21 protein-coding genes are annotated in these 19,810 nt (G+C 63.8%); 10 read left to right on the forward strand and 11 right to left on the reverse strand.

Features of this window, described 5'->3' with window-relative positions:
- Positions 1–79: 79 nt before the first annotated feature.
- Complete coding sequence (locus AC56LH_RS07825; protein WP_499645411.1) at positions 80–3,310, reverse strand: di-heme oxidoredictase family protein; 3,231 nt, start codon at positions 3,308–3,310, stop codon at positions 80–82.
- A gap of 306 nt (positions 3,311–3,616) precedes the next feature.
- On the opposite strand from AC56LH_RS07825, the gene AC56LH_RS07830 reads away from it, so the two are divergent.
- The 4 genes from AC56LH_RS07830 (at position 3,617) to AC56LH_RS07845 (ending at position 6,449) form a co-directional block, all read left to right on the forward strand.
- Positions 3,617–4,306 carry a hypothetical protein gene (locus AC56LH_RS07830; RefSeq protein ID WP_499645413.1) on the forward strand — a complete coding sequence of 230 codons (690 nt, stop codon included), beginning with the start codon at positions 3,617–3,619 and terminating at the stop codon, positions 4,304–4,306.
- 132 nt (positions 4,307–4,438) lie between these two features.
- A complete protein-coding gene (cyoE, locus tag AC56LH_RS07835) occupies positions 4,439–5,401 on the forward strand; it encodes a heme o synthase (protein ID WP_499645415.1) in 963 nt (320 codons plus the stop codon).
- Between the two features lie 161 nt (positions 5,402–5,562).
- Entirely contained in the window at positions 5,563–5,790 is a 228-nt protein-coding gene (locus AC56LH_RS07840; RefSeq protein WP_499645417.1) for a hypothetical protein, read from the forward strand.
- Between the two features lie 80 nt (positions 5,791–5,870).
- Positions 5,871–6,449 (forward strand): hypothetical protein, encoded by a 579-nt coding sequence (locus AC56LH_RS07845; RefSeq protein WP_499645419.1) that lies wholly within the window; start codon positions 5,871–5,873, stop codon positions 6,447–6,449.
- A 97-nt stretch (positions 6,450–6,546) separates the two neighbouring features.
- On the opposite strand, the gene AC56LH_RS07850 is transcribed toward AC56LH_RS07845, so the two are convergent.
- Genes AC56LH_RS07850 through AC56LH_RS07865 form a run of 4 tightly spaced genes read right to left on the reverse strand, consistent with a single transcriptional unit; the run spans position 6,547 to position 9,641 of the window.
- Positions 6,547–7,260 carry a glycosyltransferase family 2 protein gene (locus AC56LH_RS07850; RefSeq protein WP_499645421.1) on the reverse strand — a complete coding sequence of 238 codons (714 nt, stop codon included), beginning with the start codon at positions 7,258–7,260 and terminating at the stop codon, positions 6,547–6,549.
- The gene (locus AC56LH_RS07855; RefSeq protein ID WP_499645422.1) at positions 7,257–7,862 is read right to left on the reverse strand and encodes a class I SAM-dependent methyltransferase; all 606 of its coding nucleotides are present in this window, start codon (positions 7,860–7,862) and stop codon (positions 7,257–7,259) included. Before AC56LH_RS07855 ends, AC56LH_RS07850 begins: the two co-directional genes overlap by 4 nt.
- Positions 7,855–8,628: a PIG-L deacetylase family protein gene (locus AC56LH_RS07860; RefSeq protein ID WP_499645423.1), complete on the reverse strand. Its 774-nt coding sequence runs from the start codon at positions 8,626–8,628 to the stop codon at positions 7,855–7,857. Before AC56LH_RS07860 ends, AC56LH_RS07855 begins: the two co-directional genes overlap by 8 nt.
- Positions 8,616–9,641: an acyl-CoA dehydrogenase family protein gene (locus tag AC56LH_RS07865; RefSeq protein WP_499645424.1), complete on the reverse strand. Its 1,026-nt coding sequence runs from the start codon at positions 9,639–9,641 to the stop codon at positions 8,616–8,618. Before AC56LH_RS07865 ends, AC56LH_RS07860 begins: the two co-directional genes overlap by 13 nt.
- 184 nt (positions 9,642–9,825) lie before the next feature.
- Here AC56LH_RS07865 and AC56LH_RS07870 point away from each other — a divergent pair, with 184 nt between their 5' ends.
- Positions 9,826–10,284 (forward strand): DUF2721 domain-containing protein, encoded by a 459-nt coding sequence (locus AC56LH_RS07870; RefSeq protein ID WP_499645425.1) that lies wholly within the window; start codon positions 9,826–9,828, stop codon positions 10,282–10,284.
- Positions 10,285–10,287: 3 nt separating this feature from the next.
- Here the strand turns inward: AC56LH_RS07870 and AC56LH_RS07875 are convergent, their stop codons facing one another.
- Positions 10,288–11,199 carry an alpha/beta fold hydrolase gene (locus tag AC56LH_RS07875; RefSeq protein ID WP_499645426.1) on the reverse strand — a complete coding sequence of 304 codons (912 nt, stop codon included), beginning with the start codon at positions 11,197–11,199 and terminating at the stop codon, positions 10,288–10,290.
- 125 nt (positions 11,200–11,324) lie between these two features.
- Here AC56LH_RS07875 and AC56LH_RS07880 point away from each other — a divergent pair, with 125 nt between their 5' ends.
- A complete protein-coding gene (locus AC56LH_RS07880; RefSeq protein WP_499645427.1) occupies positions 11,325–11,915 on the forward strand; it encodes a CGNR zinc finger domain-containing protein in 591 nt (196 codons plus the stop codon).
- A gap of 114 nt (positions 11,916–12,029) precedes the next feature.
- Here the strand turns inward: AC56LH_RS07880 and AC56LH_RS07885 are convergent, their stop codons facing one another.
- Complete coding sequence (locus AC56LH_RS07885; protein ID WP_499645428.1) at positions 12,030–12,410, reverse strand: translational machinery protein; 381 nt, start codon at positions 12,408–12,410, stop codon at positions 12,030–12,032.
- Between the two features lie 179 nt (positions 12,411–12,589).
- Here AC56LH_RS07885 and AC56LH_RS07890 point away from each other — a divergent pair, with 179 nt between their 5' ends.
- Genes AC56LH_RS07890 through AC56LH_RS07900 form a run of 3 tightly spaced genes read left to right on the forward strand, consistent with a single transcriptional unit; the run spans position 12,590 to position 14,700 of the window.
- Positions 12,590–13,003, forward strand: a complete 414-nt coding sequence (locus AC56LH_RS07890; protein ID WP_499645429.1) for an Rrf2 family transcriptional regulator — start codon at positions 12,590–12,592, stop codon at positions 13,001–13,003.
- A gap of 9 nt (positions 13,004–13,012) precedes the next feature.
- On the forward strand, positions 13,013–13,471 hold the full coding sequence (locus tag AC56LH_RS07895) for a MarR family winged helix-turn-helix transcriptional regulator (RefSeq protein ID WP_499645430.1): 459 nt from the start codon (positions 13,013–13,015) through the stop codon (positions 13,469–13,471).
- Positions 13,472–13,509: 38 nt separating this feature from the next.
- A complete protein-coding gene (locus AC56LH_RS07900; protein WP_499645431.1) occupies positions 13,510–14,700 on the forward strand; it encodes an FAD-dependent monooxygenase in 1,191 nt (396 codons plus the stop codon).
- On the opposite strand, the gene AC56LH_RS07905 is transcribed toward AC56LH_RS07900, so the two are convergent.
- Positions 14,686–15,630 carry a LysR family transcriptional regulator gene (locus tag AC56LH_RS07905; RefSeq protein ID WP_499645432.1) on the reverse strand — a complete coding sequence of 315 codons (945 nt, stop codon included), beginning with the start codon at positions 15,628–15,630 and terminating at the stop codon, positions 14,686–14,688. The genes AC56LH_RS07900 and AC56LH_RS07905 overlap by 15 nt on opposite strands.
- A 98-nt stretch (positions 15,631–15,728) precedes the next feature.
- Here AC56LH_RS07905 and AC56LH_RS07910 point away from each other — a divergent pair, with 98 nt between their 5' ends.
- On the forward strand, positions 15,729–16,982 hold the full coding sequence (locus AC56LH_RS07910) for an SGNH/GDSL hydrolase family protein (protein ID WP_499645433.1): 1,254 nt from the start codon (positions 15,729–15,731) through the stop codon (positions 16,980–16,982).
- Between the two features lie 9 nt (positions 16,983–16,991).
- Here AC56LH_RS07910 and AC56LH_RS07915 read toward each other — a convergent pair whose 3' ends face one another.
- The 3 genes from AC56LH_RS07915 to AC56LH_RS07925 all read right to left on the reverse strand — a co-directional run bounded on the left by AC56LH_RS07915 (position 16,992) and on the right by AC56LH_RS07925 (position 19,809).
- Positions 16,992–17,951, reverse strand: a complete 960-nt coding sequence (locus tag AC56LH_RS07915; RefSeq protein WP_499645434.1) for a tyrosine-type recombinase/integrase — start codon at positions 17,949–17,951, stop codon at positions 16,992–16,994.
- Between the two features lie 506 nt (positions 17,952–18,457).
- A complete protein-coding gene (locus tag AC56LH_RS07920; RefSeq protein ID WP_499645435.1) occupies positions 18,458–18,679 on the reverse strand; it encodes a hypothetical protein in 222 nt (73 codons plus the stop codon).
- A 17-nt stretch (positions 18,680–18,696) separates the two neighbouring features.
- Complete coding sequence (locus tag AC56LH_RS07925; RefSeq protein WP_499645436.1) at positions 18,697–19,809, reverse strand: chymotrypsin family serine protease; 1,113 nt, start codon at positions 19,807–19,809, stop codon at positions 18,697–18,699.
- Position 19,810 lies beyond the last annotated feature (1 nt).

Raw genomic sequence — 19,810 nt, forward strand, 5'->3', positions numbered from 1 at the left:
TATTCGGACCGCAGAATATGCCAGCCAAAAAAAAGCGCCGGGCTGCGAAACCGGCGCCTTCGTTACATCAGAGCGAACATCACAGCGAGCGCAGGAACGCCAACAGCGCCTCGCGTTCCACCGTCGCCAGCTTCTCGAAGCGTTTGCGCGCGGCGGCGGCTTCGCCGTCGTGCCACAGGATCGCTTCGCTCAGTGTGCGTGCGCGGCCGTCGTGCAGGTAGCCGACCTTGCCATCCTTGCCCATCACCTTGTCGCTGTAGCCGATGCCCCACAGCGGCGCAGTGCGCCACATGCTGCCGGTAGCCTGGCCTTCGACGTAGTTGTCCGCCAGGCCCGGACCCATATCGTGCAGCAGCAGGTCGGTGTAGGGCCGGATGGTCTGGTCGCGCAGTTCGGCAAACTGGTGGTTCGAACCGGTCTTCATCGACGCCGTGTGGCAGGCCACGCAGCGCATCGCCTCGAACAGCTTCTGGCCCGAAGCAACCTGGCGCGTGTCGACCCGGTGCTCGTCAAGTGGCGCGACGCCTTTCGGGAAGCCACTGGCCAGGCTGCGCTGGGCTGGTACGGCCAGCAGCGCCAGGTAGTTCGAGATCGATTGCAGCTCCGCTTCCGAGATCCCGCGCTGGCGGGGCGCCGTGGCGCAGGCGGCCGGGTTGGCGTCGCAAGACAGGCTCGGGTAGACGGGCGAAGTTACCGCCATGTCGGCCAGCAGAGCCGATGCCGCCTGGTGGCGCAGTGTGGCCTTCGACGCTTTCCAGCCGAAGCGGCCCAGGCGCACGGCGCCGCTTTCGGGATCGAACACGAAATTGGCCGTGCCACGCACGCCGTCGCCGTCCGGATTCGAGCGCACGCGCGCCAGGATGTCGGCTTCAGGGATCGCTTCGAGCAGACCGGTGCCGATCATCGGCTGGGCCGCGCGCAGCGAGACGGTCTCCGGTACCGGACCGTCGAAGGCGATGGTCGGCTTGCGCAGTTCGACGTTCGTGCCATCGGCCAGCTGGACCATGCGGGTGTCGAAGCCCGTCACGCGCACGCCGGTGCCCCAGTTCTGCGGCGTGCCGTTGCTGGAGACCGCATTCATCTGCACCGTGGTGCCATACGTCGGGTGCGGCAGCTGCTGGCCTTGCGGACCGACGCGCGCCACACGTACTGCCATGCCATCGAGGCGCTGGTTGATGGCCGCCGGGGCCGGGCTGCGGCCATTGCCGACGTGGCAGGCAATACAGGCCGACTGGTTGAAGCGGCCGCCCTGCAGACCGACTGCCGCCGCATACCGGTCGTTGCCCGCTTCATTGTGTTCGCCGGTGGTGAAGTTGGTGTGCAGCAGGCGCCGGCCTTCGACGAAGCGCTGCATGTTCTGCATGCCGACGTTGTTGTGCGGCTGCTGGAACATGAACAGGCCATTGTCGCTGTAGTTGTACGACACCGAGCCGAGCCCGCCCGACAGCACCTCGTCCGGCAGCGGCACCGAGTTCAGGCGCGGCTGCACGCCATACCACGGACGCAGGCCCTGGCCGACGACGTAGCTCCATTCCTGCGAGTAGTAGCGGATGCCGCCGGTGTCCCCCAGCGCGCCCAGCGCCTCGCGCGTGGTGAAGTACGACGGCGAGACTTCGATGATGTCGCCCTTGACGAGCGGCCGGCCCGGCACGCTGCGGCCGGTCTTGAAGCCTTCGCTGTTGAGCTCGCTGTGACCCGGATAATCCTTGACCAGCAAGGTGCAGCCGCCATTGATGCCGTTGGCGCTGGCCAGCCGGTTATTCTGCGGATAGGGTGTGGGCTTGCAGATCGGGATGTCGTTGTCAACCAGTTCGCCTGGCCGCATCCAGCCGTAGCCGGTCGAGTATGGCTCGTCGAACTGGCGGAAGAACGCGACGCCGCCCTTGAGGAAGTCGACCGTCGTGTACTGGTTCACGACCAGCATCGGTTGCGTGACGCCCGCGACACGGCTGTTGTCGATGATCTCGACGCCCCAGGTGCGATTCTTGTGGTACTGCGGCACGAACGTCAGGTAGTTGCCCGGCCCCTTGTCGAGCGGCAGACCGGTGCCCGCGTCGATCGTGTCGTTCGGACCGTAACCGATCTCGTTCCAGTCTTCGCCGCGCTCGCGGCCATGGCGCGCCAGGCCACGGGCGCCGAAGCGGGTTACCAGCGTGCCGTCCGCCAGGGTAAATTGCAGCGATTCGATCGGCTCAGCCGTGCCCGGCAACGGGCTCAGCGCGGCGCCATTGGCCGGGAACGCCACGGCCGACGTCGGCGCATCGGGCAGCGTGTTGTCGCTGCCCGGCGACTTGAATTCGACGTCGAACAGCGAATAGCCGTACTGCGTTGCGCGTGCCACGCCCTGCAGGCGCAGGTAGCGCGCCTGAAAACCCAGATTGAAGAATTCCTCGATGCCGCCCTTGCCGGTGCCGACATGGCGCAGCTGCGTCCAGGTCACGCCGTCGTTCGACGTGAGTATCGTGTAGACCTTGCCGTACGATTGTTCCCAGCTCAGCTTCATGTAGCCGATTGCGGTAGGCGCGCCGAAATCGAAGTTGATCCACGCGCCGTCTTCCGGCCGGCTCGACCAGCGTGTGCCGGGCTTGCCGTCGATGGCCATGCCGGCCGCCATGCCGCCGTTCTCGGGTGTCGACGAGGTCGCAGCGACGGGCTTGACGGCCACGCCGGGGTAGGTCAGGTCGATCGGCAGCTGTGGCGCTGGCAGGTCCGGGTTGGGTGTTGGCGCAGCCGGGGTGCCGGTGAACGCCTGGATCTCGAGGATCGAATAGCCATACTGCCCGGCGCGCTTGACACCTTTCATGCGCAGGTAGCGGCCCTGGCCGTTCAGACCCGTGAAATCCTCAACGCCGCCGACGCTGTCGGTGACGGTCTTGATCGTGGTCCAGCTGCCGCCGTCCTCGGACACTTGCAGCAGGTAGGCGCTGGCATGGGCAGCTTCCCAGTCGATGCGCACGCGGGTGATGGTCTGCGTCGCACCGTAGTCCAGCGTCAGGGATTCATCGTCGGTGAAAAGGCTGCCCCAGCGCGTGCCGGCATCATGGTCGATTGCCGCCGGGCCATCGAGATCGGGCCGCTCAGCCGAGCTGGCCTGAGCCTTGACCGGGGTCAGCGCTGTCTCGGTGCTGGCGAAGACGCCAGCGACGGTCTTGAACAGGCTGGCGCTGGCGTTCTGCATGACGGCGACCGGCGACTCGCCGTTGCCACCGCCGCAACCGGTCAGCAGTACCGAAAGCAGCAGGGTTGGCGCGAGCGGCAGGCCGGGCATGCGGGTGCGGCGTGACGACTGCCCGCGAGGCAGTTGATCCATGGTGAAACTCCTTGGTGTGAACGTCAATGGGTGAATGACAAACGTGCTTTCCGCATGCCCTGGCCATGGTTGCCGACCGGGATCGTTATAATTGCTATATGGCAATTGTTAACCATAAGGTAACCGAGTGGTTGAAGACGTGTCAAGGAATCTGCACGGATGTGACACTCCCGATGCGTCCGGAAGCGATAAATACATCGGATGCCCAGGGGATTTCTCCAAAAACCAATCGTGCGCGACATGCCAATTCGTACAATTGCGAATTGGCCCGTTCAAACGGGCAACAATTTTGCGAACGGAGAAACGATGGGGCGGTTATTTTTGTGGGCGAAGATGCGCCCGGCGCAATGGGCGCTGCTGGCGGCACTCATGGCCTGTTACCCCGCAAGCCTGCTCTTGCCGCTGGCATGGGGCCGCGAGGCAGGCGTGCTGGAAAATGCGCAGGTGCTGGTGTTGCTGAGCGGCTTCGTGCTGGCGGTGGTGGTCTTTGTACGCCGGCGTCCGGAACGTACGGCGATGCTGGCGCTATGGGCTGCCCCCGTCTGGCTGCTGCTGGCGGGTCGTGAACTCAGCTGGGGCAGGGCCTGGCGCGCTGTGCCGGGGTTCGATGCGGCGGGCAGGGCGCTGCCACCCGAACCGCTATGGTTCCAGCCACTGGTCTGGCCCGCCGCCGTGCTGCTCATCGGCTGGCTCGTCTACAGCGCCTGGCATTATCGCATTGACGAAGTAGTGCGCCTGGCGTTCGTGCGCAGCGCACCCTGGCTGCTGCTGTTCGTGGCGCTCGGCGCAGCGGTCGGGTCGACCTGCGCCGAGGGGCATATGTCGTGCCACGTCGATCTGGTCGCGTCGCGCGCTCAGGTGTTCGAGGAGCTGGTCGAACTTGTTGCCTACGTAGCTCTGTTCAGTCTGCAAGCGGTTGTCCTGAGGCACCGGGTGCCAGCCTTGTCGCCAGGCCAGGAACATGCGGTCGGTGCCCGGGCGAAGGACGTACGCTGACGTCTTGCCCCTGGTGGCGCGCACGTGGCTTGCTTGGCAAGTAGGACAAATTGCCCGTTGGTCGCGCCGCTGTTTTCCACTAGCATGATGGGTTCTGTGAAATGACCGGCTGCGCGCAGCCGTCGCCCGATCATGTCGAATTCAAAAGTTGTTGAAATCCAGCCGGCCGCCCTGGCCATTCCCGAGGTCGTCGCCGGCGTGTCGCCTGCCACGGGCCTGGTGCAGCGCGCCGGCCAGTACTGGGCGCTGACCAAACCGCGCGTGACGCTGCTGACCGTGTTCTGCGCTGTGATCGGCAGCCTGCTGGCCACCGATGGCGCACCCGACTGGTCCGTGTTGCTGTACAGCGCTGTCGGTATCTGGCTGCTCGCCGGCGCCGCCTTTGCTGTCAACTGCTTGCTGGAAGCGCAGGTCGACGCGCGGATGACCCGTACGGCGCGCCGCGCCACGGCACGCGGTGACCTGGGGCCGGCCCAGACCGTCTTCTTTTCGCTGGCGCTGGGCGGCGCCGGTGCGGCCTTGCTGTACACGCAGGTCAATTCGCTGACGATGTGGCTGACGCTCGCCACGTTCGTCGGTTATGCCTTCATCTACACGCTGCTGCTGAAACCTGCCACGCCGCAGAATATCGTGATCGGTGGTTTTGCCGGCGCCATGCCGCCGGCACTGGGCTGGGCCGCGGTGGCCAATGGCGTGCCGCTCGAGGCCTGGCTGCTGGTGTTGATCATCTTTTTGTGGACGCCGCCGCATTTCTGGGCGTTGGCGATGGCGCGGCGCGACGACTACGCCCGCTCCGGCTTGCCGATGCTGCCCATCACCCACGGGATGGCCCACACGGGCCAGCAGGTATGGCGCTACAGCGTGGCGCTGGCAATCGGGACCGCGCTGCCGTGGGCGGTCGGCATGAGTGGGCTGTTCTACCTTGCCTGCGCGTGCGCGCTGAACGCGGTGTTTCTCCGCCATGGCTGGCTGGTGCACAAGCACTACAGCGACGCAATCGCACGCAGGGCGTTTGCCTGGTCGATCGTGTATCAGGCGCTGCTGTTCGGTGCGCTGCTGATGGACCATTACCTGAGCCTGCTGATGGCGGTTTGAGCCGCCTTGGCTATGCTGCCTCGACCGGCCAGATTCGGTCCTGGAGCGAACCGGTCCTTTGTGACAGTCCGTGAATTTCTCAGTCTGGCAAGCTGCTATGCTGAGCCCACAGGCCAGATTCGGCTAACAGCGAATTTTCACAAGTGTCCGGGGAATCAGCCATGCCCAAGCTCACGCACTGGATCATTCAGTACACCGTTGCGGTGTCCTCGATGTTTTTGCTCCTTCTTGTCATCGACCTCTTCATACGCAACGAGGTGTTTGCGCGCGCCTGGCCGTCGGCACTCGCCTGGGCCGTCGTGACTTCCGCCCTTTTCGTGGGGATTCGTTATCGCAATATGAAGCGTGGCATCGCTTGTGGCATTTGTGACCGGCTGGATCGGCGGTAACCCACCTACTGAAACATCGTGTTTGCGAGGGTTTACTCTACTCGCTGAAGCGCCCCACAAATTCGGCACTTGGTCCATTGATGACAGAACGATCCAGGACATTCCCGGCAGCTTACACAGCAGCGCTCACCGTATTTCTACTGGTAATCGTTGGCGGAGTCGCAGCCGTCTGGTCCAAATTGTCTGACGCATCGCGTCACCGCAGCATGACGCCGCCGTGTCTGGGCGTATTGAACGTCATCTATTCGAAAGAGGAAACATGGGGGACAGGCCCAGGCAGTAACCAAACAGGGATCGTGGTATTTGAACTGCCGGGTGATATCGCACACGACATCGACCGACGAGGACGCGGTTTTTTTGATCAGTGTGCGTCAGCCCGGACAGTCGCTGCATCCGGCAGGAAGACCCGGACGTCGTACACATGGCAAGCGACGCCAGTGCTCGTTGAAGCAACCGGCGCCGATATGAACAGGGTGTTAACTCACAATATTGGCGAATACCTGGATAAGTATGGATTCGGAATCGTGATCGACACGCAGGTCGAGCACGATATCGATAACGCACTGACCAGTCAAGACAACTGGGTCCAGGATGCTGGGAGTCGTCTGATTATCATCATGCCTAAGGCCTCGAAGCTCGTGTTTGCATACAGGGGATGAGCAGGCGCCTGATGCCAGCGGTACAGGAGCGGCAGTTTTGGGTCGCCGGCTGCCGCCCATCGGCGTTGACCGGTTGGCAGCGCGCCCCTGACGACACTCAGGTCGTCGGCAGAGATGCTTCCATCTCGCAGGTCACGGCCAGCAACGTGTCGCCAAAGCCGCCGCGTGCCCGTGCATCGAGCCTGGCGCTGGTGAACACGCGTGGCAGCGCGCTCCAGGCGAAGCGGGCGCCTGACAGTTCCAGTGCCCGTACCAGCAGCACGTCTTCGTGGCAAGCCACTGCGGCAAAGCCACCGGCCGCCTGGTAGGCCAGTGCGCACACGCCCAGGTTCGCTCCGTGAATATGGCGGTGATCTTCGCGGTCGTGATAGGTGCGCGCGAAATGCTCGCGCAGCAGCTGCGCCTTGTCGGCATGCGGCGACCAGTCGTCGACCGCCACTGAGCCGCACACGACGTCGGCGCCCAGCGCAACCTGCACGGCCAGCCATTGCGGTGACACGCGTGTATCGGCATCGGTGAACGCGAGCCAGCGCGCCTCGGCGGCGATCAGGTGCAGTGCGCCGGCCGCGCGCGCGCTGCCCACCTGGCGCGCCGAGATTTCCAGTGCATCGAGCCGGCAACCGGCCAGCGTGAACGCCGCCTGCCATCCGCGCACGACAGCGGCTGTGCCGTCGTCGCAGGCGTCGAGCACGACGCACACCATCACTGGCTCGCCAGCCAGCTGCGGATGCGTCGCCGCGTGCAGGACGGCCTGCAGGCAGGCGCCCAGGCACGCTTCTTCGTTGTGGGCGGGGATCGCGACGCCGATCATGCGCGTTCTCCCTGTGCCGACGCCACCGGGCGCCAGATGTCGAGCACGAACGCCTCGTCGCGGTGGTGCAGCGTGCGCCGCAAGCCGGGCTGCGCGTTGGCAATCCCGTGCACGGTCGCGGTGGGGGTAATGCGGTCGTCGAAGTCGTGCAGGTAGTGGCACAGCACCAGTTCGCCGTCCGGCGCCAGGTTCGCTGCGGCGCTCGCCAGCATCGAGGCGATCGCGTCTTCGTCGAAGTAATAGGCCAGTTCGCTGAGAACGATCAGGTCGAAGGTCTCATCGCGGGGCCAGTCGGCCGGCAGGCGGCGTTCTTCAAAACGGATGCCGCGCGTGGCAGCGTCGGGTGCGCGGCGCCGTGCGGCGGCCAGCGCGCTGGCGGCGCCGTCGCAGGCCAGCAGGCGTTCGCAGCGTCCGGCCAGCGCAATGCTCATTTCACCATTGCCGCAGCCAGGCTCGAACGCGCTGCGGTAGCGTGGCTTGCCCAGGCTGGCGAGCAGGATCGCGCGCTTGCGCTGTTCATACCAGGCGCCGCGCACGTCCCACGGGTCGTCCGATGCGGCGTACAGGGTTTCGAAATGGGCCAGGGGTCGGGCGTCACGCATGGTCGGGAAAGTAAAGCTCAAAGGGGTGCAGGAGGCGTTCCATTGCAAACGCGGGCAGGATGGGCGCCGCGCCGCTGCTGGCGTCGCCCTCGATCTGGCTGTGAAAACACCCGAGGGCGGCGCGCTTGCGCGCCAGCGCATCGGTCGGCACGGGCAATTTGCGCGCCTGGTGCAAGGGCATCGCCCCGTCACCTGGCGCACTCCAGTGCCACCCCCACACCGGCGCCTGCAGGACGCGGGCGCCGCGCTGGCGCGCGACCGTGCTGCAGGCCAGCGCTGTCGATTCGTGGTCGGGATGGCCATCGAAGCGCCAGGTCGTGACGACGATGTCGCCGGGCTCGATGATGGCGGCCAGCTGGCGCTCGAGTTCGGGCCCGGCCGCTGTCACGCCGCCATCGGGAATATGCAGGCGCCGCACGCGGCTGGCGTCAATGCCCAGCTGGGCCAGGGCGGCGTTGGTTTCGTCGGCGCGCGTCTGGCGAAGGCGCTCCGGCGGCCACGCCGGCGAACCGGGATGGCTGCCTTCGCCATCGGTGACGGCCACGATCAGCGGCGCGTCTCCCCGCGCAGCGACCATCTGCAGCAGCGCGCCGCAGGTCAGGATTTCATCATCGGGATGGGGCGCGACCACCACCACGCGCGTGCCGGGGGGAATCAGTTCGTCGAGCGTGATCGGCGCGACCGCGGCCAGCGCGGCGTCGCGCGCCCAGTCGCTCGCTGCCGGGCCGGTACCGCCGATATGCCGCGAGCGGTTTATAAGGTCCATGGCGCATCCTCCAGGGCGGCGACCAGCTTGCCGACAGCTTCCAGGTCGCGTTCGGCGTGACTCTGGCGCATGAAGACCGGCAGGTCCGCATACAGCTGCGCGAGCGCGGCGTCCTTGCACAGCGGGCCGGCGCCAAGTGCGCGCCCGACGGCGTGCAACACGATATTGGCCGCGGCTTCGACGCCCAGGCGTACCGTCATTGCGGTGCGCATGGCATTCGCACCAGGCGCATTGTCGATGGCAACCGCCGCTTCGCGGATCAGCGCCGCGCAACCTTGCAATGCTACCGTGACCTCGCCCAGTTGGGCGAGACGATGCGGGTCGCTGCGTTCGGCGAGCCGTTCGCGCAGCGCATCGGCCAGGCGCGTGGCGGCGCCGAACCAGCAGGCGGCCACGCCCGCGCCGCCTTGCCAGAAGCCGGCACGCTCGACATAAAAGCCCGGGCCAGCCAGCGGCGTGGCCACCACATCGTCGAACCAGACGTCGACACTGGCCGTGGCGCGCATGCCCACTGCGTTCCAGCCATCATCGGTGACGCGCACACCGCGCTGGCGCAGGCCGACCGCAGCCAGCATCGGCGCGCCATCCGGATCCCAGCAACTGACCACCGCGTGCGTGACGCCATGGGCGCCCGAGCACCACGCCTTGCGGCCGCGCAGAAGATGGCCGTCCTGCGTGGGCAGCAGGGCCAGGCGTGCATCCGGGGGCTCCGCGCACCAGGTCCCCCAGGTGGCTTGCGGCAAGTCCGCAAGCACATGTGCCGTCGCTTCATGCAAGATGGCCAGGGCATCTGTATGCCCTTCGAACATCTTGGCCAGAGGCAGGTCATGGGCACCGACGGCAGCCAGCGCCTGCCAGCGGGCGAGCGTCGCGCCATGACCGGGCAGGGGAAGGCGTGCGTGGCCGTCCCCGACAAGTCGGGTCAGCGCATCGAGCGGGGGTATGCCGGCGAGGCTGGCCAGACTGCTGCGCAGCGTGGTCAGTGCAGGAGGAGTTGGAGCGGAAAACTGCATGGCATTGACGTGTTTTTATGGCAACGCTCTGATGCTAGCAGGCGACAAGCCATTTTGCCTGTTCGCCATGTCACACAGTCTGGCACTATTTGGTCAGGGTGCTGCGTCGCTTATCTGTCACTCGTGCTTTGCATAGTGATACTGCTACACTGCCGCCATCTTCCCCTCCATGGACAGCGTTGCGATGAACATCCAGCTCGGCGATATCGGTCAGGTCATCCAGCTGGCGATCGCGCCGGTGTTCCTGCTTGCCGGTGTCAGTATCCTGCTGATCGTGCTGACCAACCGGCTCGGGCGCATCATTGACCAGATGCGCTTGCTCGAAGACCGCGCCATCAAGTGTGTCGACGCCGAGTGTATTGCGGCGCTGAGCAATCTGCACCGCCGCTCGAACCTGATCAATATCGCCATTGCCACCACCACCTTGTGTGGCCTGCTGGTCTGCCTGGTGATCGCGATGCTGTTTCTGGGCGACGCCACCGGCCTGCCGCTCGTCCATCTGATCGCTGCCAGCTTCATTGGCGCAATACTGGCGCTGACGACCAGCTTTATTTGCCTGATGCGCGAGATGTCGATTTCGTATCGCCTGATGCGAGAGCAGCAGCTGGTGGCGCTGGCCATGTGCGCAGGGCGCACTGTCTGACCGTTACGTCTGGACGTCGGGCTTGCCGCTGATATGCCGGTTGAGGAAACCGTGCATCGCACCGGCGATCTCCGTCCCGTGGGTTTCCAGCGCAAAGTGACCGGTATCGAGGAAGCGCACGTCGGCCTGCGGCAGGTCGCGCATGAACGCGTGTGCGCCCGCCGGCAAGAAGAACGGATCGTTCTTGCCCCAGATCGCCAGAAACGGTGGCTGGTGTTGACGGAAGTACGCGTGCAGCTGCGCGTATTGCGCGACGTTCTGTCCGTAGTCGACCAGCAGGTCCAGTTGTGCCTCGACACCGATGCGTTCGGTGGCAGCAAACGCCAGCGCGTAACCGTCGGGCGCAACGTGCGACACATCTCGAACGCCTTCTGTGTACTGCCACTTCGTCATCTCGAACGTATTGAATTGTCGAAGCGCTTCGCGGTTCGCGGCGCTCGGATCGGCCCATGCGGCGCGCATCGGCGCCCATCCGGGACTCAGGCCTTCTTCGTAGCCGTTGCCGTTCTGGCTCACGATGGCCGTGATGCGTTCCGGATGGCGCACTGCCAGACGCCAGCCGACCGGGGCGCCGTAGTCGAACACATACATCGCATAGTTATCGAGACCCACGGCAGCGGTGAAGGCATCAATGACGTCCGCAAGATGCGCGAACGTGAAGGTGAACGCCGGATCGGTGCGCGTCATGCCGAAGCCCGGCAGATCGGGTGCGACCACACGGTAGTTGCTGGCCAGTGTTGGGATCAGGTCGCGAAACATGTGCGACGATGCGCCGAAGCCGTGCAGCAGCAGGACGGGGGGGGCATGCGCCGGACCGGCTTCGCGGTAGAACACGTCGGTGCCGTCGATGTCGATCGTGTTGTAGCGCACGACTGGCGTTACAGCGGCTGGCAACATGGGATGTGAGTGAGGCATACAGTTTCTCCTTGTGGTGTCGGGATGAGTAACCCTGAAAAGTAATTTATACAGGTTATGAACTTATTCTTGCACGAATTTCGTAACCGTTCAAGTATAATATTGAGGGTTATCAAAAGGGAGGCATGATGGGACATGTATTGCAACCCGGGCTCGATGCCGCACCACTGATCGCCGATCATCTGGCACTCGACATGCTCAACACCGAAGCAGGCGTGGGCGACGCGCAGCAGGATTTCTGGCGCAGTGGGGATGCTGTGCTGGCGTGGCTGGAACGTTCCGGTATCGATCCGGGTGTGCATCCTGGACCCGTTACGGGCGACTTCCTGCGCGATGCGCGGGCATTGCGTGCTGCGGCGCGTGACCTGATCTCGCGCCGTACGCAGGGAGAGCGCGGTGATCCAGCGTTGCTCAACCGGTATCTGGCGGCGATGGTGTCGACGCCCGCACTGGTGTGGGACGAGGCGCAGCCGCAGCTAGTACGACAGGGCGCAGAGCCATCGCTGGCCAGAGCGCTGGGGACCCTGGCCGAGGCAGTGGCGGCATTGCTGGCCGATGGTGATTTCGCGCTGGTCAGGCAGTGCGAGCATCCTGAATGCGTGTTGTGGTTCTACGACCGCACCAAGTCGCACCGCAGGCGCTGGTGCAGCATGGCGCTGTGTGGCAATCGTCACAAGGCAGCGCAGTTCCGCGCGAGGAAACGGCCTGCGGCGTGATCTCTCCAATCGTTACTGCTGAAGTTGCGGTTTATGCGCAGACGTTAAAAAACCCGCTATGCCGTATTGGCAAGCGGGTTCATCGCGCGCTGGCGCTGAATGACTGTCAGCGATTTACTGCATGCCGCCGCTGCTGATGAAATGCTCGCGTGCGTAGGCCAGCAACTGGCCTTCCGACGGGTGATCCACGGTCTCGACCGCCTTGATCTTGTCGGCAATCGCCGGCATCTTGCTCGTCAGATAGGAGACGAACGCGGTCTTTTCTTCGGCCGGGCCGACCACCAGGATCTGCTCGCTGTCGGTCAGGGCAGCAGCGATGTCCTTGTAGAACAGCGTGTTGTCGTCTCCGTTGACATGGTTGTCACCATGCTTCTGGTGAGGATGCGGGTGGGTCGAGTGCGTTTTCATCGATTCCGATTCCGACGCGTTCTTGTCGAAGTGGATGACTTGGGCTTTAGTATGGTCGAGCCAGACGACAGCGTTATTCAGGGACATGGTTGCTTTCGTAATGTAATGTGGTTTGAGCATAGCGCATGTGCCGTAATAGCAGGGTGCGTTACCACACGCACGTCCAACCACGGCCTCCAAACTGAAACTCGACGAATTGCGGTCAAGTTGCGCCGATATCGATACTCCTGAAGTTTCGGTATCATGGCGCCAGGAGGATTTTAACAATGAGAGCAGATTTCAGACTGGCGCGCATGCTGCACGTCCTGAGCCATATTCACGGTCGCACGAACACCACGAGTTCCGAGGAACTTGCGGTCATGCTTAATACCAATCCCGTGCTTGTGCGCCGCATGATGGGCGGACTGCGCGCGGCCGGGTATGTGAATTCGACCTCCGGACGTAATGGCGGCTGGGTCCTGGCCGTCAATCCCGAAGACATCACGGTGCTCGATGTGTACCAGGCGCTGGAAGAACCCGTGATCTTCGCGATCGGCGCGAATGTCGATCATCCGGGTTGCCCGCAGGAGCAGGCGATCAACGGCGCGCTTGAAGTGGCCATGGCCCAGGCGGCCGGTACGCTGCTGCGTGAATTCGGGCAGGTGCGCCTGTCGGCGTTCATCACGCCTGCGGCAACCTGAGGAACGCAGATGTCATCGGAGATCGAGATTCATCCGGAAGCCGCAGTCGCGCCCGGCTATCTGGCCAATCACGCCGCGCGCGTGTTCAACCGTGCGGTGGACGATGGCCTGCGCCCCCATGGTCTGACACTGGCGCTGATCGGCCCGTTGCTCCTGCTGTCATGGAAAGGGCCAATGCTGCAGCGTGACATGGTCCGCGCATCGGCCATCAAGCAACCCGCGATGGTGGCGCTGCTCGACAAGCTTGAAGCGATGGGGATGATCAAACGGCAGGTCGTGGCAGCGGACAAGCGCGCGGCCGCCGTCAGCCTGACCGATGCAGGTCGTGCCGGCGCGACGATCGGCCGCACGGTGCTGCTCGATGTCAATGCCAGGGGCGTGGCCGGGTTCAGCGACGGCGAGGCGGCGCTGCTGGTGGGCCTGCTGGTCAAACTGATTGCAAATCTGGAAGACACCACGAAAAATTAATATCATCTATGATGTATTTTTTTCAGTGGGAGGTTCTGATGGTGCAACGCATCTTGATCACCGGCGCGAGCGTCGCCGGCAACACCGCCGCCTGGTGGCTAACGCAGTATGGCGTCGAGGTCGAACTGGTCGAACGCGCGCCCGCTTTCCGTGATGGTGGCCAGAACGTCGATGTACGTGGCAACGCGCGCGAGGTGCTGCGCAAGATGGGACTCGAAGCCGCCGCCTTCGAACGCAGCACGAAAGAGAAGGGCACGGACTGGGTGCGCGAAGACAATAGCGTGATCGCGCGCTTCGAGGCGGCCGACTCAACCACGGACAACGGCCCGACGGCCGAACTGGAAATCCGCCGCGGCGACCTGGCACGCATCATCCATGACGCCGTCCGTGAACGCGTCAACGTTCGCTTCGGGGATCATATTGCGCGTGTCGTGCAGGATGCGAACGGCGTCGACGTGACCTTCGATAGCGGCCGCACGGGGCGCTACGATGCCGTGGTCGTTGCCGAAGGCGTTGGTTCGAGTACGCGGGAACTCGTGTTCCCGGGCGAGAACAAGCCGCGCTGGATGCATTTGACGATCGCCTATTTCAGTATTCCGGCCACGCCGCAGGACGGGCCGTATGCCCGGCAATACAACACCGTCGGTGGCCGAGGGACAACGCTGAAACCCGCGCGTGACGGCAAGCTCGGCGCGTACGTCGGCGTGCACAAGAAGCCCGAGGACGAACACCATTGGGATGCCGCGCAGCAGCGCAAATTCATCGAGCAGCAATGTGCGCACGATGGCTGGGAGTTCCCTCGCATTCTCGAGGCCATGAAAACGGTCGACGACTTTTATTTCGACGTACTGCGGCAAGTTCGCATGCCGCGCTGGTGCGCCAGCCGCGTGGCGCTGGTGGGCGATGCGGCCTGGTGCCCGACGCCACTCACGGGTATCGGCACCTCGCTGGCCATGATCGGTGGTTACGTGATTGCTGGCGAACTGGCCAACGGTGCAAACCCCGCGGCAGCATTTGGCGCCTACGAGCGCATCATGCGACCCTATGTGAAGAAAGGCCAGTGCCTGCCAAGGGTCGTGCCCCGTATCCTGTGGCCGCATACGCGTTTCGGGCTGGCGTTCTTGCAGCGCACGATGCGCGTGGCCGGTTCGCCGCTGGTGAAAAAGCTGATCAACAACGGGTTCGCGCGTGCGTCAGACCAGATTGCGCTGCCGTCATACCGGCAATGACGGTGGGGTGTGCTTGCCGTTTGCCGGTATCGCGACATGAAACCCGCCGAGCTGCCTGCATTGTTCTACCGTGAAATCGATGAACGTCTTCACGCGCAGCGGCTGATAGCGGCGTGACGGCGTCAGCACGTACAAGTCCTGGTGGCGGGCGGCCCAGCCTGGCAACACCTGCACCAGTTCTGCACGCTTTAACAGATCGTGGATCAGCCAATCGGGACAGACGCCGATGCCGCTGCCAAGCACGAGCGCTTCCCGGATCGCCAGGGCGTTGTTGACGCGGTACCGGCTGCGTACCGGCACGCGAATTGTCTCGTTGCCACGGTGCAAATCGAGCGTCGTACCGGGCGTCCAGGCAAAGCGCACGACGTCATGGCTGGCCAGGTCGGCCGGCTGCTGCGGCACGCCGCGTTCCTGCAGATATGCGGGCGAGGCCGCCAGACAGCGCGGGATCGTGGCCAGGTGGCGCCCAGTGACATCCGGCGGCAGCGGTCCGCCAAGCCGGAAAGCGATATCCACGCCTTCCGCGACCATATCGATGTAGCGATCGTCCAGTACCAGTTCGACCTCCACGGCCGGATGCGCCGCCAGAAACCGCGCGACGATCGCGTTGATCCTGAATTGTCCCAGGCCCACCGGCGCATTGATGCGCAGCAGCCCCGACACCTGGCCGTCCATGCCCTGGACAGTGCCGACGGCGGCGTCGAACCCGTCGAGCACCAGTTTGGCATCGAGGTAGAACTGGCGCCCCTGTTCGGTTGGCGACAAGCCCTTGGTGCTGCGCTGGAACAGCCGCACGGCCAGATGCTGCTCGAGCTGGGCCAGCAGTTTGCTGACCGTCGGCTGCGTGGTGCCGAGTTCGCGCGCTGCCAGGGACAGGCTGCCCAGTTCCAGTGTTCGTACGAAAGTGCGCATGGCCCTGAGGGTGTCCATCGGGGTATTCTTGAATGGAATAAGTAATGTTCGACTTTACCATCTTCCAGCAGGTATTCGAATGACCTATCGTGGGCCTTCCATCAACGAGGATCGCCATGAACCACCACCGTCACGCCGCAGCACTCTGGATCGTAATGACCCTTGCAGGCAACACATTTGCAGCCGATACACGAACGCATTGGGTAACGTCGTGGTATGCCGCACCCCAACCGGGCTGGGACAGCAAGTTCGTCCTGCCGATGAACGTTCCCGCGTTCCTGGACGATCAGACCGTGCGCGAATCCGTTCGCATCAGTGCCGGCGGGGATCGCATCAAGCTGGTGTTCTCCAATCGCTATGGCAAAGTCCCGCTCGATATCGGTGCTGTCAGCGTGATGATGCACACCGTGACATTTGCAGGCGCGTTGCAGGTGGCGATTGCGCCAGGCGCGACGGTCACGAGTGATCCGATTGCGTTGCCGGTGGCGCCGCTGTCGCTGCTGCAGGTCACGACGTATCTGCCGACCAGGACCGCAGTGAGCGGGTTCCACTGGGGCGCGTCGCAGCATATCAGCGTCGTTGCCGGCAAAGCCGGGCAGGTGGCAGATTTTTCGGACGCGGCGCGGGTGGACGGGCGCTTGTTTCTTAGTGCCGTGCTGGTCGACGCATTACCGGATGCACGCACGGTGGTGGCGCTGGGCGACTCCATTACCGACGGCAATGGATCGACGCCCGATGCGAATCGGCGCTGGCCCGATTTCCTTGCGGGCCGGCTGGCGCCGCACGGCATCGCCGTGGCCAATGCAGGCATTTCGGGCGCGCGGCTTCTCAAAGATGGCATGGGCGAGAGCGCGCTGGCGCGATTCGATCAGGATGTGCTGGGTCAGCCCGGGGTGTCGGACGTGATCGCCCTGCTGGGTATCAATGATATCGGCTGGCCCGGCAGCCCGTTCGCGCCGGACGAAGTGATGGTGACGCTGGATGATTTGACGGCAGGCTTTCGCCAGCTTGCAGCCACCGCCCATGCGAGGCGAATCCGCATCACGGTGGGCACGCTGCCGCCATTCGAGGGCGCATTGGAGGGAACGCCGTCTGCCGGGCATTACAGCCCGCAGAAAGACGCGTTGCGCGAGCGCTTGAATGACTGGATCCGGCGCGCCGGCATCTTCGATGCGGTCGTCGATTTCGACGCAGTGCTGCGTGATCCGAAGCGACCGCAGCGCATGCAAGCCCGGTTTGATTCGGGCGACCACCTGCATCCGGGCGATGCCGGGTATCGAAGGATGGCCGATGCCATCGACATTGGCCGGATCGTTGCACGCGACCGTCACGCCACTGCTGGCGGCAGGGTGGCCGGGGAAAAACAGTGAGCCGGTTGCTCAGCCTTTGTCATCCTTGCTTTCGCCGGGATCCGGCTTGACCCGCGTGAGCTTGTAGTCCGCCGCAGAGCGCTCGAGCGCCAGACCCAGCACATCCTTGAGCTCGTCAGGACTCGCGCCGTTATCGAGTTGCTGCTTGGCGAACGTATTGCGCAGCGTGCGTCCGCCCGAGCGCGCCAGATCCATCCCGGCGCGCTCGAACGTCGCGCGCATCTGCACGTAGACCGTTTTTCTCGTCATCCTGGCGCCGGCTGCATTGGCCGGGAACACGAACTGGCCAGGGATGGCCAGCGTCTCGCGCTCGGCAAGCCACGGCAGCAGCTCATCGGCGCCGTCGCGGGGGAGGGTGATCGTGTGTTCGTGGCTCGTGTCGTGCTTTTCGTCCGGCGTGATCGTCAGCACGATCGAGCCGTCGAGCGCCTGCTGGCGGCCGATCTCTGACATCAGCAAGCCGATCGCTTCCGATACGCGCAACCCCGCCAGTGCGATGACGACCTGCATAGCGCGATCGCGCCGGCGTTTCCAGCCCTCGAACGGCGTACTGGTGCGGCGCATTGGCGCCTCGGCTGGCAGGGCTGCGAAGAATCGCACCAGCTGTTCGTCGGACAATGTGCGGCCGGCGTCATCCCGCGTCATGTGGGCGCGGTCGATGTGGAGAATCGCCAGCTGCGCCGGGTTGGGGTTGACGTCGAGGTACTCATAGCAGCGCTCCAGAAGACGCAGATAGCGGTAGGCGATCTTGCTGTTGAGGATGAGCTTTCCCTTAACCGTGCGGGCGATGAAACGGGCGAGGTCGGTGTGGGTGACTGTCGAGAAGGTGAGACCCTGTTCAAGCATCCAGCCAGCGACGTTGGCGAACATGAAGTTGTAGATCTTCGCCGATGCTGCTGACGGGATGCGCAGCGTGCCATCGGCGGGCAAGCGCCGGCCGGTTTCGGCGAAGGCCGTGGTAGCGACCAAGTCCCTGAATGCGCTGATTGGATCACGGTCCCATGAAGTTCGTGTAGGCATGGACGATCGGGTGAGGTGGAGATGGTTCACATTACCATAAAAGGTAACTAACCAACATATAAATTACAAGAACCCAAAAAATCAACATTTTCGACTACAGCAAAACCAATGGCTTAAAAACCCGCGACCAGGAAAGGGGGCGGCTGTCTCCTGACCATATGGCGCAAGCAGAAGGAGGGGACGTTCGTCGCGGCAAACAAGTTTCAATGGCACGCGTTCTATCTGCAAAGCTTGAGTGATATGACCGGGCAGAGAAAAAACGCCTAAACCGGAACTCCAGAAATTACGAAACCTGGTACTACTACCGGTGCGTACCTGGATCGACCGTGACCCGTCAAGCCGAATCGGCCTTGATCGGGAGGCGGGGAGCGGGAAGCGGGAAGCGGGAAGCGTTTATACGCCACGTACGCAATACCGCATTGGAAAACGACGCGATAGCCGGGATCACACTGATGTCACGAATCATTGGCCGCCTGAATGCCACCGACTGCCTGCAACTGAACAGGAGCCGGGGCAGTCATCTCCAGCACAAGGTACTCGAGCTCCGGTGTCAACTTCGAGACCAGCACCACCACGGAAGTCATGCTGTCCGTGACCCCAAGGCCGACACCCAACACGCCGGGTATCTGCAGCAACGCAGCCGTGTGTTGTTCAAGAACTGCTTCGATATCGGCCATGGCGGGTTCTGCCTGTCTCAGGAATACAAGATGGACACGGTGCTGCCCACGACTGTGCCGAGATGATCGAGCACGGCCTGGATGTCATTGGCAAAGGTCATCGGCGTACCGGCAGTGGTGGTCGCGAACAGCAGGCCGACCGGGCTGTTGGCGGCTTTGTCTGTCACTAACGAACCGCTGTCACCCAAGTCGGCAAACACTGCCTTCGTGCCGCTGCCGACGATCGCAAATGCGTTCTGGATCGTGACCTCGCCATAGCCAAGATACGTCACGCGTACTGTCAAGGCAAGCTGGGCGATGCTGCCCAGCGTGTGTCCGGTCGTACGTCCGCTCTTTTGCACCGGCAGGCTGATACTGACTGGCGTGATGCCGTCGCCCAGGGCCTGGGTGTCGTTGTCGCGCTGAATGCGCGGGGTATGATGGACGGTGTCACAGGCAGCGATCGCAGCATCGACGGGCGAAGTGCCGCCGGGTGCTGCCAGCTGTACAACATGGCTCAGGGTGGCTACGCGATCGGCATCAGTGCCACCGTCCTGTTTTGACGGCTGAGTGAAATGGGAGCCCGGTGGCAGCCTGTTGCAATCGGCCAGGACGTGGTTATTGCTCAGGATATATTTTTGGATGGCCTTGCCGTTGCTCGTAAAGACTTCGCAACCCAGGGTGCCCGAGTACACATGCTCGTCGCTGCTGGGGCCGATCGACACGCCACCCGGCACCGGCCGGTGGCTGCTGCGATAGGTTGCCGTGCCGGGCGGCGGGGGCGACGTGTCCTTCGCCGCCATGCTGGCTTGTGCCGGTGTCGGCGCGGCCAGGGGCGGCGAGCCGAGCGCGACGATGCTTCCCACTTCCTGGCGATGAATGCGCACCCCGATCGGCGTGAGGGTTGGCAGGCGCAGCCGGGCACGCGGGGTCAGGCTGTCGACCAGCATGACGAAGACCAAGCGGTCGTCACGCCCGGTGGCATAGGGATTCTCCGCCAGTCCGATGCCAAGGACACGGTGGTCGTGACCTGCGTGCTCATTGTCCATGAACAGTTCAACCAGACCTTTATGGGTGTCTGCCAGTTCGTCAAGGTGGGCATCGCTCAGGTCGAACTGCCGGAACTGCTTCTGCGAGAGGTTGGGTTTCATT

It is taken from the genome of Telluria sp. LT1R51-2, from assembly GCF_059685775.1.

Excerpts from the sequence above, each read along its gene's own strand:
- AC56LH_RS07905 (WP_499645432.1), bottom strand. The coding sequence starts at position 15,630 with ATGGACACCCTCAGGGCCATGCGCACTTTCGTACGAACACTGGAACTG.
- AC56LH_RS07880 (WP_499645427.1), top strand. The coding sequence starts at position 11,325 with ATGATGGGACATGTATTGCAACCCGGGCTCGATGCCGCACCACTGATC.
- AC56LH_RS07860 (WP_499645423.1), bottom strand. The coding sequence starts at position 8,628 with ATGGACCTTATAAACCGCTCGCGGCATATCGGCGGTACCGGCCCGGCA.
- cyoE (WP_499645415.1), top strand. The coding sequence starts at position 4,439 with ATGTCGAATTCAAAAGTTGTTGAAATCCAGCCGGCCGCCCTGGCCATT.
- AC56LH_RS07870 (WP_499645425.1), top strand. The coding sequence starts at position 9,826 with ATGAACATCCAGCTCGGCGATATCGGTCAGGTCATCCAGCTGGCGATC.
- AC56LH_RS07845 (WP_499645419.1), top strand. The coding sequence starts at position 5,871 with ATGACAGAACGATCCAGGACATTCCCGGCAGCTTACACAGCAGCGCTC.
- AC56LH_RS07890 (WP_499645429.1), top strand. The coding sequence starts at position 12,590 with ATGAGAGCAGATTTCAGACTGGCGCGCATGCTGCACGTCCTGAGCCAT.
- AC56LH_RS07910 (WP_499645433.1), top strand. The coding sequence starts at position 15,729 with ATGAACCACCACCGTCACGCCGCAGCACTCTGGATCGTAATGACCCTT.
- AC56LH_RS07825 (WP_499645411.1), bottom strand. The coding sequence starts at position 3,310 with ATGGATCAACTGCCTCGCGGGCAGTCGTCACGCCGCACCCGCATGCCC.
- AC56LH_RS07855 (WP_499645422.1), bottom strand. The coding sequence starts at position 7,862 with ATGCGTGACGCCCGACCCCTGGCCCATTTCGAAACCCTGTACGCCGCA.
- AC56LH_RS07830 (WP_499645413.1), top strand. The coding sequence starts at position 3,617 with ATGGGGCGGTTATTTTTGTGGGCGAAGATGCGCCCGGCGCAATGGGCG.
- AC56LH_RS07920 (WP_499645435.1), bottom strand. The coding sequence starts at position 18,679 with ATGGCCGATATCGAAGCAGTTCTTGAACAACACACGGCTGCGTTGCTG.
- AC56LH_RS07900 (WP_499645431.1), top strand. The coding sequence starts at position 13,510 with ATGGTGCAACGCATCTTGATCACCGGCGCGAGCGTCGCCGGCAACACC.
- AC56LH_RS07895 (WP_499645430.1), top strand. The coding sequence starts at position 13,013 with ATGTCATCGGAGATCGAGATTCATCCGGAAGCCGCAGTCGCGCCCGGC.
- AC56LH_RS07865 (WP_499645424.1), bottom strand. The coding sequence starts at position 9,641 with ATGCAGTTTTCCGCTCCAACTCCTCCTGCACTGACCACGCTGCGCAGC.
- AC56LH_RS07840 (WP_499645417.1), top strand. The coding sequence starts at position 5,563 with ATGCCCAAGCTCACGCACTGGATCATTCAGTACACCGTTGCGGTGTCC.
- AC56LH_RS07885 (WP_499645428.1), bottom strand. The coding sequence starts at position 12,410 with ATGTCCCTGAATAACGCTGTCGTCTGGCTCGACCATACTAAAGCCCAA.
- AC56LH_RS07875 (WP_499645426.1), bottom strand. The coding sequence starts at position 11,199 with ATGCCTCACTCACATCCCATGTTGCCAGCCGCTGTAACGCCAGTCGTG.
- AC56LH_RS07850 (WP_499645421.1), bottom strand. The coding sequence starts at position 7,260 with ATGATCGGCGTCGCGATCCCCGCCCACAACGAAGAAGCGTGCCTGGGC.
- AC56LH_RS07925 (WP_499645436.1), bottom strand. The coding sequence starts at position 19,809 with ATGAAACCCAACCTCTCGCAGAAGCAGTTCCGGCAGTTCGACCTGAGC.